Annotated in this window: 21 protein-coding genes; 13 read left to right on the forward strand and 8 right to left on the reverse strand. The window is 68.0% G+C overall.

What is annotated here, in order from left to right; translation table 11 throughout:
- Positions 1-15: 15 nt before the first annotated feature.
- Both QO010_RS12155 and QO010_RS12160 read right to left on the reverse strand, forming a co-directional pair.
- Positions 16-933, reverse strand: a complete 918-nt coding sequence (locus tag QO010_RS12155; RefSeq protein WP_307349466.1) for a DUF4349 domain-containing protein — start codon at positions 931-933, stop codon at positions 16-18.
- A 32-nt stretch (positions 934-965) separates the two neighbouring features.
- The gene (locus QO010_RS12160) at positions 966-1,691 is read right to left on the reverse strand and encodes a hypothetical protein (protein WP_307349469.1); all 726 of its coding nucleotides are present in this window, start codon (positions 1,689-1,691) and stop codon (positions 966-968) included.
- 80 nt (positions 1,692-1,771) lie between these two features.
- Between QO010_RS12160 and QO010_RS12165 the strand changes: the two genes are divergently transcribed.
- The gene (locus tag QO010_RS12165; protein ID WP_307349471.1) at positions 1,772-2,062 is read left to right on the forward strand and encodes a DUF1330 domain-containing protein; all 291 of its coding nucleotides are present in this window, start codon (positions 1,772-1,774) and stop codon (positions 2,060-2,062) included.
- On the opposite strand, the gene QO010_RS12170 is transcribed toward QO010_RS12165, so the two are convergent.
- Positions 2,059-3,072: a ligase-associated DNA damage response exonuclease gene (locus QO010_RS12170; protein ID WP_307349831.1), complete on the reverse strand. Its 1,014-nt coding sequence runs from the start codon at positions 3,070-3,072 to the stop codon at positions 2,059-2,061. The genes QO010_RS12165 and QO010_RS12170 overlap by 4 nt on opposite strands.
- 30 nt (positions 3,073-3,102) lie before the next feature.
- On the opposite strand from QO010_RS12170, the gene QO010_RS12175 reads away from it, so the two are divergent.
- From QO010_RS12175 to QO010_RS12200, 6 genes are all read left to right on the forward strand, one after another.
- The gene (locus QO010_RS12175; RefSeq protein ID WP_307349473.1) at positions 3,103-3,594 is read left to right on the forward strand and encodes a PaaI family thioesterase; all 492 of its coding nucleotides are present in this window, start codon (positions 3,103-3,105) and stop codon (positions 3,592-3,594) included.
- The gene (locus QO010_RS12180) at positions 3,591-4,004 is read left to right on the forward strand and encodes a PaaI family thioesterase (RefSeq protein WP_307349475.1); all 414 of its coding nucleotides are present in this window, start codon (positions 3,591-3,593) and stop codon (positions 4,002-4,004) included. Before QO010_RS12175 ends, QO010_RS12180 begins: the two co-directional genes overlap by 4 nt.
- 417 nt (positions 4,005-4,421) lie before the next feature.
- Positions 4,422-5,099, forward strand: coding sequence for an HAD family hydrolase (locus QO010_RS12185; RefSeq protein WP_307349476.1), 678 nt, complete (start codon positions 4,422-4,424; stop codon positions 5,097-5,099).
- 21 nt (positions 5,100-5,120) lie between these two features.
- Positions 5,121-6,773 carry a lysine--tRNA ligase gene (locus QO010_RS12190; RefSeq protein WP_307349478.1) on the forward strand — a complete coding sequence of 551 codons (1,653 nt, stop codon included), beginning with the start codon at positions 5,121-5,123 and terminating at the stop codon, positions 6,771-6,773.
- Positions 6,774-7,053: 280 nt separating this feature from the next.
- Complete coding sequence (locus QO010_RS12195) at positions 7,054-7,695, forward strand: DUF2306 domain-containing protein (protein WP_307349480.1); 642 nt, start codon at positions 7,054-7,056, stop codon at positions 7,693-7,695.
- Positions 7,692-8,135, forward strand: a complete 444-nt coding sequence (locus QO010_RS12200) for a hypothetical protein (protein ID WP_307349481.1) — start codon at positions 7,692-7,694, stop codon at positions 8,133-8,135. Before QO010_RS12195 ends, QO010_RS12200 begins: the two co-directional genes overlap by 4 nt.
- A gap of 22 nt (positions 8,136-8,157) precedes the next feature.
- On the opposite strand, the gene QO010_RS12205 is transcribed toward QO010_RS12200, so the two are convergent.
- Positions 8,158-8,598 carry a DUF5655 domain-containing protein gene (locus QO010_RS12205; RefSeq protein ID WP_307349482.1) on the reverse strand — a complete coding sequence of 147 codons (441 nt, stop codon included), beginning with the start codon at positions 8,596-8,598 and terminating at the stop codon, positions 8,158-8,160.
- Positions 8,599-8,611: 13 nt separating this feature from the next.
- Positions 8,612-8,935, reverse strand: coding sequence for a low molecular weight protein tyrosine phosphatase family protein (locus QO010_RS12210; protein ID WP_307349483.1), 324 nt, complete (start codon positions 8,933-8,935; stop codon positions 8,612-8,614).
- A 114-nt stretch (positions 8,936-9,049) separates the two neighbouring features.
- Between QO010_RS12210 and QO010_RS12215 the strand changes: the two genes are divergently transcribed.
- From QO010_RS12215 to QO010_RS12235, 5 genes are read left to right on the forward strand one after another with little or no spacing between them, the layout of a single operon-like run.
- Complete coding sequence (locus QO010_RS12215) at positions 9,050-9,535, forward strand: MerR family transcriptional regulator (protein WP_307349485.1); 486 nt, start codon at positions 9,050-9,052, stop codon at positions 9,533-9,535.
- 55 nt (positions 9,536-9,590) lie between these two features.
- The gene (locus tag QO010_RS12220; protein ID WP_307349487.1) at positions 9,591-11,378 is read left to right on the forward strand and encodes an acyl-CoA dehydrogenase C-terminal domain-containing protein; all 1,788 of its coding nucleotides are present in this window, start codon (positions 9,591-9,593) and stop codon (positions 11,376-11,378) included.
- Positions 11,378-12,541: an acyl-CoA dehydrogenase family protein gene (locus QO010_RS12225; RefSeq protein WP_307349488.1), complete on the forward strand. Its 1,164-nt coding sequence runs from the start codon at positions 11,378-11,380 to the stop codon at positions 12,539-12,541. Before QO010_RS12220 ends, QO010_RS12225 begins: the two co-directional genes overlap by 1 nt.
- Positions 12,541-12,924, forward strand: a complete 384-nt coding sequence (locus tag QO010_RS12230) for a VOC family protein (protein WP_307349489.1) — start codon at positions 12,541-12,543, stop codon at positions 12,922-12,924. Before QO010_RS12225 ends, QO010_RS12230 begins: the two co-directional genes overlap by 1 nt.
- The gene (locus tag QO010_RS12235) at positions 12,924-13,394 is read left to right on the forward strand and encodes an OsmC family protein (RefSeq protein ID WP_307349492.1); all 471 of its coding nucleotides are present in this window, start codon (positions 12,924-12,926) and stop codon (positions 13,392-13,394) included. The genes QO010_RS12230 and QO010_RS12235 overlap by 1 nt, the downstream gene beginning before the upstream one ends.
- A gap of 166 nt (positions 13,395-13,560) precedes the next feature.
- Here QO010_RS12235 and QO010_RS12240 read toward each other — a convergent pair whose 3' ends face one another.
- Positions 13,561-14,484, reverse strand: a complete 924-nt coding sequence (locus QO010_RS12240; RefSeq protein WP_307349494.1) for a phytanoyl-CoA dioxygenase family protein — start codon at positions 14,482-14,484, stop codon at positions 13,561-13,563.
- Between the two features lie 143 nt (positions 14,485-14,627).
- Here QO010_RS12240 and QO010_RS12245 point away from each other — a divergent pair, with 143 nt between their 5' ends.
- The gene (locus QO010_RS12245; RefSeq protein ID WP_307349495.1) at positions 14,628-16,346 is read left to right on the forward strand and encodes an ATP-binding protein; all 1,719 of its coding nucleotides are present in this window, start codon (positions 14,628-14,630) and stop codon (positions 16,344-16,346) included.
- A gap of 203 nt (positions 16,347-16,549) precedes the next feature.
- On the opposite strand, the gene QO010_RS12250 is transcribed toward QO010_RS12245, so the two are convergent.
- Together QO010_RS12250 and cysK are read right to left on the reverse strand one after the other, a co-directional pair.
- Positions 16,550-16,975, reverse strand: a complete 426-nt coding sequence (locus QO010_RS12250; RefSeq protein WP_307349497.1) for a very short patch repair endonuclease — start codon at positions 16,973-16,975, stop codon at positions 16,550-16,552.
- The gene (gene cysK, locus QO010_RS12255; RefSeq protein ID WP_307349498.1) at positions 16,972-17,949 is read right to left on the reverse strand and encodes a cysteine synthase A; all 978 of its coding nucleotides are present in this window, start codon (positions 17,947-17,949) and stop codon (positions 16,972-16,974) included. The genes QO010_RS12250 and cysK overlap by 4 nt, the downstream gene beginning before the upstream one ends.
- Between the last annotated feature and the right edge of the window lie 34 nt (positions 17,950-17,983).

The following is a 17,983-nucleotide window of genomic DNA, read 5'->3' on the forward strand; positions in this document are numbered from 1 at the left end:
GCGTTGCAGCTCTCCCTAGCTCTCCGGCGTCGCCGGCTTGCGTCGGAACTTCGGCAGCCGCTTGCGGAACAGCCAGATCAGGCCGCCGACCAGCAGGACCCAGGGCGCCGCCACGGCGATGAAGCGGATCATCAGCCCGATGGTGCCGGCCAGGATGCCGACGAAATCGCCGATGGCGTCGGTCAGCGGCGACATCACGCCCTGCGGCGCCAGGACGCCGCCCGACTCGTAGCCGATGGTGACGTCGGACATCGCCACCCGCGCCCGCATCATCGCCAGCTCGGAGGTGGTGGTATCGATCTCGCCCTGGACGTTGGACAGCGCCTGTTCCAGTTCGACCAGGTCGGACAGCTTCCCTGGGCGGGTCGCCAGCAGGTTCTGCAGACGGTCGCGCAGGGTGGTCTTGGCCCGCAGCGCCGCTTCCGTATCGACCAGTTGGCGCGACAGGTCCTCGGAGGTGACGTCGGCCCGGTTGACCTTGCCGCCGGCGTCGCGGGCCTGGCCCTCGATCCCGGCGCGGAAGGTCTTCAGCCAATCCGGCGTGGCGCGGAAGCTGAGCGTCGCCCGCACCCGGTCCTCGCCCATCTCGTTGACGGTGGACGAGACCACCTGGCAGCGGTTCAGCCCGGCGGCGGCGCAGGCGGCCTGGTGGGCGGCGAGCAGGCCGCGCACGCCCTTGGGCGAGGCGGATATGCCGTAGCTGTAGCTGTAGGCCAGTTGGGGCGTGCTGATCGGAACCGGGGCCGGCGCCGGTTCCGCGCCGCCCCGCGCATTCGCCGGCGGCGGCTTCAGCATCATGACCGGGGCGGCTGCGGCGTCAGCGGCCGGCGCCGCGGCGTCGAGTTTTTCGTCGGAAAAGACCGCTGACCGTTCGGCCGGGCGACTGCAGGCCGTCAGGACCAGAACGGCCATCAGAATGAACGCCTTACGCATCGTCGTCTCCTCGAAAGCCCCCGCTCTCAGGTTCAGGCGCGGCCCTCATCCAGCTGGCTGAGGATCATGATCTTCTGCCAGACCTTGCGGCCCAGATCGGTGCAGAGGTTCTCGACATCGCCGGCCGCGGCGATGATCACGTGGTCGTTCGACTGGCCGGCATAGAGGGCCGACAGCTTGCCGGTCAGGGCCAGCATCTCGGCGCAGTATTCCAGGTAGCGGGCCAGCTGGAACTCGGTCATCGCCCGCTGCGGCGAGGAGGGCGTCGAGGGGCCGGCCTTGAGGACCACGGTCGGGTCCTTGGTCAGCTGGTGCATGTCGACGACATGGGCGAAGGCGCGCAGTTCGTGCAGCCAGCGCTGCACCCGGGCCCGCCGCCAGCGCTCCTCCAGGGTCAGCAGGAACCAGATGCCGGCCCCCATCAGGATCACCAGGTTGACCAGCGACTCCAGCCCCTGGGTCAGGCCCAGCAGGTCCGAGCCGTCGGTAACGGAGCGCCAGTCGATCTGCAGGCCGATGGCGGCGGCGCCGCCCATGACGACGAGGGCCAGAAGCAGCACCAGCAGCCGCAGGAAATAGTAGGGCCGCGCCGCGCCCGCCCGCTTGACGGTGTCGCGGGCCATGCGGCCCAGCTCGGCCGCCGCTTCGGTCAGCCCGGCGTCGGCGAACCGCTCGCCGACGCGGTCCCGCAGCCGGTCGATGGTGAGGATCACCTGGTCGGCGTCTAGGCGGCGGTAGCTGCGCTTGGCTTGGGCCATGACAGGGGGACGGTAACAGAACTGTGATCGCCGTCCAGGGGTCTTCGCTTACGTGGCGAAAACCGGCGCAGGATCGCGCCATGACCGTCTACTGCATCGCCCAGCTCCGCTTCACCGACCGCCCGGCCTATGATCGCTACCAGGCCGCCTTCATGCCGGTGTTCCTGAAGTTCCAGGGGAGGCTGCTGGCGGCGGATGAAGCCCCGCAGGTGGTCGAGGGCGACTGGGACCGGGAGAAGCTGGTGCTGATGTCGTTTCCCGACGAGGCGGCCTATCGCGCCTGGGCGGAGTCGCCGGAGTATCAGGCCATCTCGAAGGATCGCGTGGCGGGGTCGGAGGCGGTGGTGCTGCTGGTCAAGGGGTTCGGCTAGTCCTCCTCGTCGTCATACCCCACCAGCGCCAGGGCCCGCGCCGGCTGGCCCTGCAGTTCGCACCAGCGCAACAACGCCTCCTCCCGGCCATGGGTGATCCACACCTCGGCGGGTTTCAGTTCGGCCAGCGTTCCGGTCAGCTCGTCCCAGTCGGCGTGGTCCGACAGGATCAGCGGCAGCTCCACACCCCGCTGCCGGGCCCGGGCCCGCACCCGCATCCAGCCCGAACAGAAGGCCGCCACCGGGTCTGCGAACCGCCGCGACCAGCGGTCGGCGATGGCCGAGGGCGGGGCGATGACGATTTCGCCGGGCAGCTTGTCCTTGGCGTCGGTGGCCGGGGCCAGGGGGCCGAGGTCGACGCCGTGGCGCTGGTAGAGGGCGTTCAGGCCCTCCAGCGCGCCGTGGCAATAGAGGGTGCGATCCCAGCCGGCCTCGCGCAGCAGGCAGATGACCCGCTGCGCCTTGCCCAGGGCATAGGCGCCGACCAGGTGGGTGCGTTCGGGGAACTGTCGAACCGAGGCCAGCAGGCTGGCGATCTCGCCGGCGTCCGGCGGGTGGCGAAAGACCGGCAGGCCGAAGGTGGCCTCGGTGATGAAGACATCGCACGGGACCGGCTCGAAGGCCGCGCAGGTCGGGTCGCGCCGGCGCTTGTAGTCGCCGCTGACCACCATGGTCAGGCCCCTGTAGCGGACCACCGCCTGGGCCGAGCCCAGCACATGGCCGGCCGGGACCAGGGTGACCTCCACGCCATTGCGGACGATGGACTCGCCATAGGTCAGGGCCTGGCGGCGGCCCGTGAAGTCCTCGCCGTAGCGCGAGGCCATGATGTCCAGGGTCTGGGGCGTCGCCGCCACCGTGCCGTGGCCCGACCGCGCGTGGTCGGCATGGCCATGGGTCACCACCGCCGCGTCCACCGGCCGGGTGGGGTCGATATAGAAGTCGCCGGGCGGGCAGTAGAGGCCGCCGGGGCGAGGCTGCAGCAGGTCCTGGGGCTTCAACACGGGCTGGATATACCAGAAGCGGCGCTCTAAGACCGCTGCATGAGCGACCGGATGGATATCATGCGGCAGGCGCTGGGGGCGATGAACCAAGGTTCGCCGCACGCCCGGGCCCTGGGCATCGAGACAATTTCGATCGGCCCGGAAGGTTCCGTCCTCCGCGCCCCCTACAAGCCCGAGATGGTCGGCGATCCCGACACCGGGGTGATCGCTGGCGGGGTGGTCACGGCCCTGCTGGACCATGCCTGCGGCCAGGCGGTGCATACGGCGCTGGAGCAGTTCACCACCATCGCCACCCTGGACCTGCGCATCGACTACATGCGCCCCGCCGAGCCCGGGAAGGACATCTTCGCCCGGGCCCATTGCTATAAGGCCACCCGCTCGGTCGCCTTCGTGCGGGCGGTGGCCTACGACACCGACCCCGACGATCCGGTGGCCGCCGCCCAGGCCGCCTTCATGCTGGATTCCAGCGCCGGCCGCGGCTTCGGGGCCAACCTCAAGCCGGCCAAGAAGCCCGTGAAGGGTAGGTCATGACCCCGTCCGAGCAGCTGCAGACGGTGCTGGAGCGCATCCCCTACGCCCGCTTCTTAGGGATACGGGCCGAGCTGGCCGGCGACGAGATGACCGCCATCCTGCCCTTCGGTGAGCACCTGATCGGCAACCCGATGCTGCCGGCCATCCATGGCGGGGTGCTGGGGGCCTTCATGGAGATGACCGCGCTCGCCCAGCTCTCGGTCAGCGAGGGCCAGGCCCGCCAGCCGCGGGTCATCGACATCACCATCGAATACCTGCGCTCGGGCCGCCCCCTGACCACCTACGCCCGCGCCCAGATCAAGAAGGTCGGCCGCCGCATCGCCAACGTTCATGTCGAGGCCTGGCAGGAACAGCGCGCCGCCCCGATCGCGGCGATGCGGGGGCATTTCCTGGTGACGCCGACAACCTGACGGGTTAATTACTTGCGTGTAATTTTCTAACCTGGCCGTCATTTACTTAAATCGTTGTCATGACGCTAACTTAACAAGCATTCGCGGAAGCATAGTCCTATATCCCCATCACCGGAGCGGATGGCCGCCCCGGCGAGTTTCAAACCAAGGGGATTACATCATGTCCAAGTCTTTCAACGGTTCGTTCAGCAACCTGGCCACCCTGATCCTGGCCGTCGTGCCGCTGGCCGTCGTGGCCCTCACCGCCGTTCAGACCGCCGGCCTCGCCTAGTGCTCGCCGCCAAGCCTCGCCGGACCTGATCCTCCCATCAGGCCGGCGAGCGAAGGCGGAAATCCGAAACCTGAATTGACCCCAAATCTTCTCTTGCACACCAAGAGGGCCTTCCGATCCGGAGGGCCTTTTTGCTATGGCGGTCCATGGAAAACCCCGCCGCCGTAATCTTCGACTGTGATGGCGTCCTGGTGGACAGCGAAATCCTGGCCATCGAGGTCGAGATCGAACTGCTGGCCGCCCACGGCCTCACCTACGACGTGGCCGAATACGGCCACCGGTTCCTGGGCCTCAACGACGCCGCCTTCCGGGACGCCCTGGAAGCCGACAGCCTGGCCCGGCTGGGCGTTCCCATGCCGGCCGACTTCATCGACCGCGCCCACGCCCAGCGCTGGGACGCCTGCCAGAGCCGCCTGACCGAGGTGACCGGCTGCGCGCGGGCCGTCGCCGTCCTGACCCTGCCCAAGGCGGTCGCCAGCTCCTCCGGGGCCAGGTTCCTGCGTGAGAAGCTTAAGCTGGCTGGTCTGCTCGAAGCCTTCGACCCGCACATCTATTCCGCCGACCTGGTCGCCCGCGCCAAGCCGCATCCGGACATCTTCCTGCACGCCGCCAGCGCGCTCGGCGCCGATCCCGCCCGCTGTATCGCCATCGAGGACAGCGTCAACGGCGTGCGCTCAGGCCTGGCGGCCGGGATGACCGTCTGGGCCTTTTCCGGCGGCGGCCATATGGACGGGCCGGCAGGCCGCCGGCTGATGGAAGCGGGCGCGGCGCGGATGGTCGGATCGTGGGAGGAGGCGCGGGCCCTCTTCCAGGGGCTGGCCTGAGCCCCTATACCGCACCGCATCATGTTTGAAGGTCTCTCCCCCCTCGCCCGCGACGCCAAGGCCTGGCCGTTCGAGCAGGCGCGCAACCTGCTCTCGCGGGTGCTGCGCGTGCGCCTCACCGACGGCGAGCGCGATCTCGCCGTCACCCTGATCAACGCCGGCAAGACGGACGAGGCGGTCAAAACCTTCGAAGCCCTGCAGAAGCCGGTGTTGCTGGAGACCGGCTACGGCGCCTCGGGCCTGCCGCACATCGGCACCTTCGGCGAGGTGGCGCGCACCACCATGGTCCGCTCGGCCTTCCGCGCCCTGACCGATGATGCGATGCCGAGCCGCCTGATCAGCTTCAGCGACGACATGGACGGCCTGCGCAAGGTCCCGACCAACGTTCCGAACCCCGAGATGCTGGCCGAGGATCTCGACAAGCCGCTGACCGTCGTGCGCGACCCGTTCGGCGAGTACGAGAGCTTCGGGGCGCACAACAACGCCCGCCTGAACGCCTTCCTCGACAGCTTCGGCTTCGAGTACGACTTCTATTCCTCGACCCAGTGCTACCGCTCGGGCCGGTTCGACGAGACCCTGCTCAAGGCGCTGGAGAAGTTCGACGCCATCCAGGCCATCATGCTGCCGAGCCTGGGCGAAGAGCGGCGGGCCACCTATTCGCCCTTCCTGCCGATCAGCCCGCGCACCGGCAAGGTGCTGCAGGTCCCGACCCTGGAGCGGCATGTCGACCGCGGCACCATCGTCTTCCGCGACGAGAACGGCGAGCTGACCGAGGTTCCGGTCACCGGCGGCGGGGTGAAGATGCAGTGGCGGCCCGACTGGGCCATGCGCTGGACGGCGCTGGGCGTCGACTACGAGATGTCGGGCAAGGATCTGATCGACTCGGTCCGCCTGTCGAACCAGGTTTGCAAGGTGCTGGGTGGCGTCCCGCCCGAGGGGTTCCACTACGAACTCTTCATGGACGAGCACAATCTCAAGATCTCCAAGACCAAGGGCAATGGCCTGTCGGTCGAGGAGTGGCTGCGCTATGGCGCGCCCGAGAGCCTGGCCTACTACATGTTCCAGTCGCCCAAGTCGGCGCGGAAGCTCTACTTCGACGTCATCCCCAAGGCCTCGGACGAGTATCTGCAGCAGCTGGACGCCTTCCCGCGCCAGGAGCCGGCGGCCCAGGTCAACAACCCCGCCTGGCACGTCCATGGCGGCCGCCCGCCGCAGTACGGCTCGCCCGTATCGTTCTCGCTGATGCTGAACCTGGTCTCGGCCGCCGATGCGGGGACCAAGGAAGTGTTGTGGGGGTTCCTGTCGCGCCACATCCCCGGCGCGACGCCGGAGAACCAGCCGCTGCTCGACCGCCTGGCCGGCTATGCGCTGAACTACTACGAGGACTTCGTAAAGCCGACCAAGGCCTTCCGCGCCCCCACCGACCAGGAGCGCGCCGCGATCCTGGACCTGCGCGCCCGGTTGGCGGCCCTGCCGGCCGAAGCGGACGCGGAGACCATCCAAAACGAGGTCTATGCGGTGGGCAAGGACGCCGGGTTCGAGCCGCTGCGGGCCTGGTTCCAGGCGCTCTACGAGGTGCTGCTGGGCCAGAGCCAGGGGCCGCGGTTTGGGTCGTTCGCGGAGATCTTCGGGCTGGACCGGACGATTGCGCTGATCGACGAGAAGCTGGGCTGACGCCACTAAACTCCTCTCCTCGTTAGAGGAGAGGTCGAGAGACAGGCGCCGACAGGCGCTGTCTCCGGGTGAGGAGATTCCCACGGTGGCCGCCGCAGGCGGTTCGGCTTGGCGCGAGCGAGGGGGATCAGGTACCGGCCGGCGTGGGAATCTCCTCACCCGCTCTTCGTGCTCGCGCACTCAGAGTCGACCTCTCCTCTAACGAGGAGAGGAGGCGGGTTTGGACGGCCTTCCCCGATCACAGGCGGCAAGCGATAGTGTTTGGGTAAGGGGGCCGCGCATGACAACCATCGATCTGGCAAAATCCCGTCCCGCCCCGGCCATCTGGTTCAAGCGTGCGTTCGGCGGCGGCCTCTTCCTGCTGACCCTCGCCACCCTGGTCACTCACGAAGCCTACGTCCTACGGCCGAACGACCCGCTGCTCATCCACCTGGCCCCGATGAAGTGGTGGCTGATCCCCCACATCCTCGGCGGGACCATCGCCTTCCTGGTCGCGCCCCTGCAATTCTCCACAACAATCCGGCGCGCTAACCCGGCCCTGCACCGATGGCTGGGCCGACTCTACGTGGTGTCGGTCATCATCTCCTCGATCCTGTCGGTCTGGATCGTCCTGCGCTTCGAACTTCCGGCCAACTGGGCGGTGATGGGAACGATGGGCGGGCTGTGGCTGCTGACCACGGTGTTCGCCTGGTTGGCCATCCGGAGTCGCGACATTCGCCAGCACCAACTGTGGATCGGCCGCAGCTTCGGCCTAACCTTCACCTTCGTCCTGACACGGATCATCCCCGACTTCGTGCTGCCCCACATGGACTATGTCGGAGTCACCGCCCTCTACTGGGGCTTCATTGTCGCCAGCCTGGTCCTGCCCGACATCATCCTGAATGGCCGCGCCCTGTTGCCTTGGCGCTCGAGAACCCGATGAAACTGCCTGTCTCGACATTCGCTGCCCTCCTCATGATGCTTGCGGGCGGCGGCTTCGCCTCCGCGACCGGACCAGCCGATCAGGCCGCCTCGGCCAGGGCCGGGCCGGCGAACGTCAAGCTGGACTACGCTGCCATCAAGACCAGGGAGCAGGCCGAGGCGCTCGCCGGGCAAGGCCGATTGGTCCGGGTGCTGCTATTTCCCGTCGATTTCGGCGGCCCCGACATACCGCAGAACGTTACCTACATTCCGTCCCAGTTCGCAGAGGCCGAGGCGCGGATCGTCGCTACCATCGTTGAGGCTGTGGAAAAGGACGAGGTGGACCGCCTCGACGTGAAGCCGGAATATCGCGGCGACAGCTTCATTCCGGCGCGGCTGATCTTCCGGGCCTGGCACAGCCGCAAGCCCGGCGAGATTCAGCAGACGCTCGAACTGTGGTGACCCGGGTGACGGGCCCGTTTGGCTAGGGCGCCGGAGATGCAAGATGCCGCTGGGCGCCGACCGCATAGGCTTCCGCCAGCCTGCCTCTGAACCAATCGTCGATCTGGCCTTGGTCTGTCAGCGAAAAGGCATGCAGGTGATTGCGCGGCGAGAAGGTTTCGATCCGGGTCCAGCGCGGGTCCTCGACCCGCTCGGCCAGCACCAGATGGCCGCGCAGGCCGTGGTTGCGCGGCATGACCGCCATGAAGCTCATCCGAACCTGGAAGGCGATGCGGGTCTTTTCCGGCAGCACGATCACCGGCCCGCAGGCCCGCGCCGCCTCCGTCAGGGCGTCGAACAGCGCCCGCACCGCCGTTGGCCGGCGGGCGAAGTGGTGGTCGAGGTCGTGCAGGCCGGCGCAGGTGTGGACCTGATTGCGGTTAGCGAAACCGCGGCCGCAGTCGGGGCAGGTCCACAGGCTCATCGTCCCTCCAGGCCTAGCGAAGGTGGGGCGTCACGCGGGTTTCCAGCAGCCGGATCAGAACCGGGTCCATGAACTCGTAGTCGTCGGGAATATTGAGGCAGATCACCCGCGCCGTCTTCAGGCTCGAGCGGAAGCGGCTGGACAGCTTGTTGCGGTGGGTTCGCTCCATGACGAAGATGACGTCGGCCCATTCCACCAATTCGGCCGTGACTGGGTTGCCGCAATGCGGGTCCAGCCCGGCCGACATCACCTCCAGATCGCCACGCAGGCTGAAGATCTGCTCGGCCGTTGGGCTGCGCAGTCGGTTGGCGCTGCAGATGAATAGGACGGCGGTCATGGCCGGCCGATAGCAAATCTAGACGTCGGTTGGGAAATTCCCGCTTGTTGACGTTGACGTAAAGGGGAGTAATCTTCTCCCAACGACAGCCTGCAAAAAGCCAGGGAGGATATCATGGCAAGCGAACTGCGGCGGCCTGAGCGGACCTTCACCATCCGCCAACTCTGTGTCGAATTCAAAGCAACCCCGCGCGCCCTGCGCTTCTACGAAGACAAGGGCCTGCTGTATCCGGCCCGCGAGGGCATGAACCGGGTCTACAGCTACAAGGACCGCGCCCGGCTGGTGCTGATCCTGCGCGGCAAGCGGGTTGGCCTCTCCCTCGCGGAAATCCGCGAGATCCTGGAGATGTACGACCATAGCGACAACGCCATGGCCCAGAACGCCCACTCGCTGAAGAAATTCCGCCAGAAGATCGTGGTGCTGGAACAGCAGCGCGAGGACATCGACCACGCCATCGACGAGCTGCGCACCGCCTGCGACCGGCTGGAAGCGGTGCTGGCCGAGAACCGTCCCGACCTGCTGCCCCGCGCCGCCGACTATGACCAGGTCATGCGCTCACGGGTCGATGGCCATCACGCCGAGGCGGTGACGGCCAAGTAAGGCCGTCTCCCACCTCCTCTTCACTGCTCCCTTACCTCCAGACCCTGGGATTCCCATGGCCTATCAGCCGCCTGTCCGCGACTACACCTTCCTGCTGCGCGATGTTCTGGACATCGAAAAGCATGCCAATCTGCCTGGGTTCGCCGACGCCTCGATGGACGTCGTCGAGCAGATTCTCGACGGCGCCGCCGCCTTCACCAGCGAGGTTCTGGCCCCGCTGAACAGCGTCGGCGACAAGCAGGGCTGCAAGTGGTCCCCGGACAACACGGTGAAGACGCCGGACGGTTTCAAGGCCGCCTATGACCAGATGGTCGAGGCCGGCTGGCTGGGCCTTTCAAGCGATCCGGCCTGGGGCGGCCAGGGCCTGCCGCGAGTGCTGAGCCTGGCCTACAACGAGATGTCGAGCTCGGCCAACATGGCCTTCTCGATGTATCCAGGTCTGACCCACGGGGCGTCGGAGGCGATCAACTACGGCGCTTCCGAAGAGCTGAAGCAGCGCTACCTGCCCAAGATGGTCGCCGGGACCTGGACCGGCACCATGAACCTGACCGAGCCGCAGTGCGGCACGGACCTGGGGATGCTGCGGACCAAGGCCGTGCCCCAGGCCGACGGCACCTATCGCATCACCGGCCAGAAGATCTGGATCAGCGGCGGCGAGCATGACCTGGCCGAAAACATCGTCCACCTGGTCCTGGCCCGCATCGAGGGCGCGCCGGCCGGGGTGAAGGGCATCAGCCTGTTCATCGTGCCGAAGTTTCTGCCCAAGGACGACGGCACGCCCGGCGAGCGCAACAGCCTGGTCTGCGCCGGCCTGGAAGAGAAGATGGGCATCCACGGCAACGCCACCTGCGTCATGGCCTATGACGACGCCAAGGGCTGGCTGGTCGGCGAGGAGAACGCCGGCCTGAAGATCATGTTCGTGATGATGAACGAGGCGCGGCTGGGCGTGGGTCTGCAAGGCGTGGCCCAGGGCGAGGCCGCCTACCAGGCCGCCGCCGCCTTCGCCAAGGACCGCATCCAGGGCCGCTCGCTGACCGGGCCGAAGAACCCCGACGGACCGGCCGACCCAATCATCGTCCATCCGGACGTCCGGCGGATGCTGCTGGATTCCAAGGCGGTGATCGAGGGGGGCAGGGCCTTCCTGTTCTGGACCGCCCTGCACGGCGACCTGGCCCACAGCCACCCCGACGAGGCCGTCCGCCAGAAGGCCCAGGATTACATGGGCCTGATGACCCCGGTGCTGAAAGGCTACCTGACCGACAAGGGCTTCAAGGCCTGTGTCGATGGCATGCAGGTGCACGGCGGCTCGGGCTTCACCGAGCATTTCCCGGCCAGCCAGTATCTGCGCGACTGCCGCATCGCCCTGATCTACGAGGGCACCAACGGCGTTCAGGCCCTGGACCTGGTCGGCCGCAAGCTGGCGGCTAACGGCGGGCGGGCGGTGATGAGCTTCTTCGCCGAGATCGACGGCTTCCTGGCTGAAAACGAGGGTAATGCGCAATTAAAGCCATACCTCGATGGCCTGGCCGGGGTGAAGGCCCAGCTGCAGGAGGCGACCTTCTGGCTGATGCAGAACGGCCTCTCCAATCCCGACAACGCCGGCGCCGCCTCGACCGACTACATGCATCTCTTCGGCCTGACGGGCCTCTCCTATATGTGGGCCCTCATGGCCAAGACGGCCCAGGCCAAGATTGATGGCGGCGACGCCGATCCCTTCTATGCCGGCAAGCTGACGACGGGCCGCTACTTCCTTGAGCGCATCCTGCCGGACGCGGGGGCGCACCTGACCAAGCTCAAGGCTGGCTCCGACGCGATCATGTCGCCCCCCGTGGAGTCGTTCTGATGCCCGGCGTCGCCGTTCCCAAGCCCGCCTTCATGGCCGAGGAAGACATCGTCATCTTCGAGGACGCCTGCGGCCGGTTCTTCGACGAGTTCGCCCCGGAATCCCGCACCGCCAAATGGCGCGAGGACGGCATCGTCGAGCGGGTGATGTGGAACCAGGCGGCGGAGGCGGGCCTCTCCTGCCTCTCCATCCCCGAGCAGTACGGCGGCATGGGCGGCGACTACCGCCACGAGGTCATCCTGATGGAGGCCCTGGGCAAGAAGGGCGTCGATGGCTTTGGCCTGTCGCTGCACAACGCCATCGTCGGCCACTACTTCCTCAACTACGGCACCGAGGCGCAGAAGCAGCGCTGGCTGCCCAAGATGGCGACCTGCGAATACGTCACCGCCATCGCCATGACCGAGCCCGGCGCCGGCTCGGATCTGCAGGGGATCAAGAGCACCGCCCGGCTGGACGGCGACGAGTACATCCTCAACGGCTCCAAAACCTTCATCACCAATGGCCAGACCGCCAACCTGGTCATCGTGGTCTGCAAGACCGACGCGACCCAGGGCGCGCGCGGCACCTCGCTGCTGGTGGTCGAGACCGACGGCTGCGCGGGCTTCGAGCGCGGCCGCAACCTCGACAAGCTGGGCATGGAGGCGGCCGACACCTCCGAGCTGTTCTTCAACGATGTCCGGGTGCCGAAGGAGAACCTGCTGGGCGGCGACGAGGGCCAGGGATTCTTCCAGCTGATGGGCCAGCTGCCGCAGGAGCGGCTGAACATCGCGGTCCAGGCGATTGCTTCGATGGAACGCGCGATCGACCTGACCATCGACTACGTCAAGCAGCGCAAGGCGTTCGGCAAGGCGCTGATCGACTTCCAGAACACCCAGTTCAAGCTGGCCGAATGCAAGACCGAGGCGACCGTGGCCCGGGTCTTCGTCAACCACTGCATCGAGCAGCACCTGGCCGGCAAGCTGGACGCCGCCACCGCCTCGATGGCCAAATACTGGACCACCGATCTCGAGAACAAGATCATCGACGAGTGCCTGCAGCTGTTCGGCGGCTTCGGCTACATGGCCGAATACCCGATCGCCCGCATGTATCGCGACAGCCGCGTGCAGCGGATCTATGGCGGGGCGAACGAGATCATGAAGGTGCTCATAGCCAGGACCCTCTGATGATCGACCACCTCTCCCTCGCCGTCCGCGACCTGGCCGCCAGCGCCGCCTTCTACGAGGCCCTGCTGGAGCCGCTGGGCTACCGCCGGCTGGTGGAGCGGGAGGCGACGGTGGGGTTCGGCAAGCGCTATCCGGAGATCTGGCTGAACCATCGGCCGGGCCGCGTTCCCGAGCCGGACGGCACGGGCCTGCATGTCTGCCTGCGGGCCGCCAGCCAGGAGGCCGTGCAGGCCTTCCACCAGGCCGCGCTCGACCGCGGCGGCAAGAGCGACGGCGCGCCAGGACCTAGAACGGCGGCGATGACCGGCTACTATGCGGCCTTCATCCTCGACCTCGACGGCAACAAGCTCGAAGCCGCCACCTTCCCAAAGGTTCCCGAGTAATGGCCCACAGCTATTTCGCCACCATCGACTGGAAACTGGCCGAACCGCCCGCCGACTTCCTGACCGGCCGCTACAGCCGCGCCCACACGCTCAGCTTCGACGGCGGGGCGGTGGTGCCGGGCTCACCCTCGCCGGGGATCGTGCCGCTGCCCTGGTCGGACGCCAGCGCGGTGGACCCGGAGGAGCTGTTCGTGGCGGCCCTCTCCAACTGTCACATGCTGACCTTCCTGCATAAGGCGCGGGAGGCCGGGTTCGTGGTGACGGCCTATCGCGACGAGGCCGAGGGGAAGATAACCCGCATCGCGCCGGGGCGGATGGCGGTGACCCACGTGGCGCTGCGGCCGGCGATCGTGTTCGAGGGGCGGGCGCCGACGGCGGCGGAGCTGGATCATCTGCACCATGCGGCGCACGAGGACTGCTTCATCGCCAATTCGGTGAAGACGGAAGTGGTGGTGGAGCAGGCACTCTAGAACTCCCTTCCTCCTCGATGGAGGAAGGGTTGGGGATGGTGGTGGTGGCACAGCGCTTCCGGAAGAACGCGGGGAGGCGTGGTCGCCACCCTGTGCCTCACGCTTAAGCTCCGAGCGCACACCACCAACCCTGCCCTTCCTCCATCGAGGAGGAAGGGTTCCAGAGCTAGGCCTGCTTCACCGCGTTGTGCTTCACCTGCGCCGCCCCGCGCTCGTCGAGATCCTGCCGCGTGGCCTTCAGGCTGATCGGCCCGCCCAGCGTGGCGTTGACCTCGTCCATCCCCGCCGTCACCCCCGGCGCCTTGGCGTAGAGATACCGCAACGACAGCCGCTCATTGTCCGCCGCGTCGGGCTGCGTCCCGTGCAGGGTGCAGGCGTGCCACATGGCGGCGTAGCCGGCGTCGCCGGTCAGCAGGTGCTGGCGGCAGAGCATCTCGCCGCCACGGCCATCCCCGTAGCGCCAGCCGGCGGCCTCGCGCTTCAGGTCATGCGGAAAGACGGTCGCCCCGAACTTGTGGCTGTCTTCCAGCAGGAACAGAGGCGCGTCATGGGCCCCGACCGGGTGCAGGTAGATGTAGAGGGTGATGAAATCGGCCTCGCGGTCCTTGAAGTCGATCAGGTCCTGGTGGAAGTCGATGCCGTAGAAATAGGTCACATCCCGGTATTCCGGCCGCACCCAGGCGCCCAGATTGTTGACCGGATTGCCCTCGATCCGCGCCTTCAGCCAGGCGGGAACCGCGCTGGCCGGCACGCCGCAGACCACCTTGCGGTTCACCAGCTGATAGCCCTCGCCCAGCATCGCGCCGAGGGCTTCGACGACGCCCGGATCGTGCTCGACGAAGCCCAGTCGGTCCTCGAACCGTTCCAGCAGGTTGCGGCCGGGCATGGGATTGACGCCGGTGTATTGCGGGTTGGCGTCGAACTCGGCCTCGCTCAGGAACAGCGAACCGTCGAAGGCCCGGTCGGCGCGGATGTCGGCCAGCAGGGCGCCGGCGGCGCACCTGTCGACCCCGTCCGGGAACACGTGGAACCCGTGCTCGATGAAGGCGCTGACCGCCGGATGGCCGCGCCGGGACTGCAAGGCGCTCATGGCTGCTTCTCCCAATCGACGGCAGACTCGGCCGCTTCGGTTAACGAAGCAATTCCAGCGATTGCGGCGGCGCTCGAAAATCCTCGTTTTTTCACTGAGTCTTAGGACGGGTCCGGCATTCTCACGCAAACGGGGGAGACCTCATGTCCACGGACGTTCAGGATCGGTTTGGCCTCGCTGGCGCTGTCGAGATGCGCCGCCGCCATGCCCGCGCCCGGGCGCTGACCGCCATGCTGATCGCCTCGGGCCTGACCATCGGCCAGGGCTGGTGGGCGACCTGGATCTGGGCCGGCGTCTTTATCCTGGTCCAGCATCTGGAGATGCGGTTCGCGCCGCGCGTCCTGGCCAATCCGCCCAGGACCGCCTCGGGCGCCGCCAACGCGGCGCTCTGGCTGTTCACCCCGTCCGCCATCGCCTTCGGGGCGCTGTCGCCCATCCTCTGGACCTATATCGAGCGCTACGGCCCGGCCCTGGGCGTGACCCTGATCGCCGGGGCGATGACCAACCTGGTCAGCCTCAGCCGCGGCAGCCGCGTCGCCTTCGCCGTCTCGGCCCTGCCCTATGGTCTCTATCTGCTGGTCCTGCCGTTGCTGGACGCCGGCCAGACCGCCGGGCCGCTGCTGGTCACCATGATGATCGCCGTGGGCCTGGTCATGCTCAACGTGGTCGGGGCCTGGATCACCACCGAGGACGCCCGCCGCACCCAGGACGAAGCCCTGGCCCAGGCCGAGGAAGGCCGCCGCGCCGCCGAGGCCGCCACCGCCTCCAAGTCCGCCTTCGTCGCCATGATCAGCCATGAGCTGCGCACCCCGATCAGCGCCATCAACGCCGGGGCCGGCGAGCTGCGCCGCGAGGCCAGGGACCGGGGCGCCAAGGCCCACGCCCAACTGATCATCGACGCGGGGGCGATGATGCGCACCCTGCTGGACGACCTGCTGGACCTGGCCAAGCTGGACGCCGGCCGCATGGAGGTCGAGGCCATCGCCTTCGATCCGCGCCGCGCCGTACTGGACGCCGTCCGTCTCTGGAAGCCCCAGGCCCGGGCCAAGGGGTTGCGGTTGGGCCTGTACGGGGCCCGCGCCCTGCCGGACTGGGTGGTCGGTGATCCGACCCGGCTGCGCCAGGTGCTCAACAACCTGTTCTCCAACGCCATCAAGTTCACCCGCCAGGGTTCGGTCCGCCTCACCGTGTCGGTGGACGGCGAGATGGTGAGGCTGGCCCTGGCCGATACCGGGCCGGGCATGACGGCCGATCAGATCAACCGCCTGTTCACCCCCTTCGACCAGCTCGACGCCTCGGTGGCCCGCAAGCACGGCGGCTCAGGCCTGGGCCTGGTGATCAGCCGCCAGCTGGCCCGGCTGATGGGCGGCGACCTGGTGGCCTCCAGCGCCCCCGGGGCCGGCGCGACCTTCATCGTCACCCTGACCCTGCCGCCGGCCGAGCCGGCCCTGGTTGAACCGGCCCAGCCGCTGGGCCCGCCGCCGCGGCTGCTGGTGGTCGACGACCACGCCATCAACCGCCAGGCCATCACCCTGGTCCTGGCGCCGCTGGGCATCGTGCCGGAGACCGCCGCCTCGGCCGAGGAAGGGCTGGAGCGCCTGGCCGCCGAGCCGTTCGATATCGTGCTGATGGACGTCTACATGCCCGGCATGGACGGCCGCGAAGCCACCCGCCGCCTGCGGGCCCATGCGGGGCCGAACCAGAACACCCCCGTCATCGCCATCACCGCCTCGGCCACCGCCAAGGACTGGGAGGCCTGCCTGGCTTCCGGCATGAGCGGCCACGTGGCCAAGCCGATCGAGCCGGCCCAGCTCTATGCGGCGCTGGACCAGGCGATCTCGGCAGCTAGGGCGGCGGCGTAAACTCCTCACCCGTAGGGGGAGGACGACCGCGCCAGAGCGCGGTCCGGAGGGGGTCTTCGGGCAAGGGCGCTCCCGTTGCCATCGGCCCTCGGGTGTCCTGCAATCCGCCCTGCCAAGCCGGCCAGCCCAGCCCTTGCCCGAACACCCCCACCTGGCCGGCCACGGGCGCGCTGCAGGCGCGCCTCGGGCGGGCCGTCCGCCCCCTACGGAGGCGGAGTTTGTTCTCCCAGCAGCCCGGCAAGCCGCGTCCTTAGCGCCGCCTCGTCCTTCAACTCGCACTCCCACACCGTCTCGACCCGCCAGCCCGCCGCCTCCAGCGCCGCGCGGCTGACGACGTCCCGGTCCCGGTTTCGCCCCACCTTGCCCAGCCAGTAGTCGCGGTTGGCTTTCGGGACCCGCCCCCCCCGCGCGCAGTCATGCCCATGCCAGAAGCAGCCATGCACGAAGATCGCCAGCCGCCGTCCCGGCATGACGATGTCGGGCTTGCCCGGCAGGTCGGCCCGATGCAGCCGATACCGCACCCCAAGCGCCGTCAGCAGCCGCCGCACCGTCCGCTCGGGCCCGGTGTCGCGGCTCCTGACCCGGCGCATCACCGCCGAGCGCTTCTCCGCACTGTAGACGTCCGTCAAAGGCCCTCGAACAGCGCCGTCGACAGATAGCGCTCGGCGAAGCTGGGGATGATCACCACGATCAACTTGCCGGCCATCTCGGGCCGCGCCGCGATGCTGAAGCCGGCGGTCAGGGCCGCGCCGGACGAGATGCCGACCGGGATGCCTTCGATCGCCGCGCAGCGCCGGGCCATGTCGAAGCTGTCGTCGTTGCTGACCTGGACGACCTCGTCGATGACGCTGCGGTCCAGGATGCCGGGGACGAAGCCGGCGCCGATGCCCTGGATCTTGTGCGGACCGGGCGCGCCGCCCGACAGCACGGGTGAGTTTTCCGGCTCCACAGCCACCATCCGCAGCGACGGCTTGCGGGGCTTGAGCACCTGGCCGACGCCGCTGATCGTGCCGCCGGTGCCGACGCCCGAGACGACCACATCGACCTTGCCGTCGGTGTCGTTCCAGATTTCCTCGGCGGTCGAGACCCGGTGGATCAGCGGGTTGGCCCAGTTCTCGAACTGCTGGGGCATCACCGAGCCGGGGTTTTCCGCCAGCAGCTCCTGGGCCCGGGCGACGGCGCCGCGCATGCCCTTCTCGGCCGGGGTCAGTTCCAGCCGGGCCCCCAGGATCAGCAGCATCTTGCGCCGCTCGATCGACATCGAGTCGGGCATGACCAGGATCAACCTGTAGCCCTTGGCGGCGGCCACGAAGGCGAGCGCGATGCCGGTGTTGCCGCTGGTCGGCTCGACGATGGTGGCGCCGGGCTTCAGTTTGCCCTCGGCTTCCAGGGCCTCGATCATCGAGACGCCGATACGGTCCTTCACCGACGACAGCGGGTTGAAGAATTCCAGCTTGGCGACCACCTCGCCGACCGGCCTCAGCTCGGCCGACAGCCGGGGCAGGCGGACCAGCGGCGTGTCGCCGACCAGATCGAGCACGGAATCGAAGATGCGGCCACGGCCGGCGCGCTTGTAGCGGGCGGCGTCATAGGCTTGCGGCATGGGGGCGGCTCTCATGTGGGGAAGGTGTCCCCAA

It is taken from the genome of Caulobacter ginsengisoli (assembly GCF_030814835.1).
In the GTDB taxonomy this organism is placed as follows: Bacteria; Pseudomonadota; Alphaproteobacteria; order Caulobacterales; family Caulobacteraceae; genus Caulobacter; species Caulobacter ginsengisoli.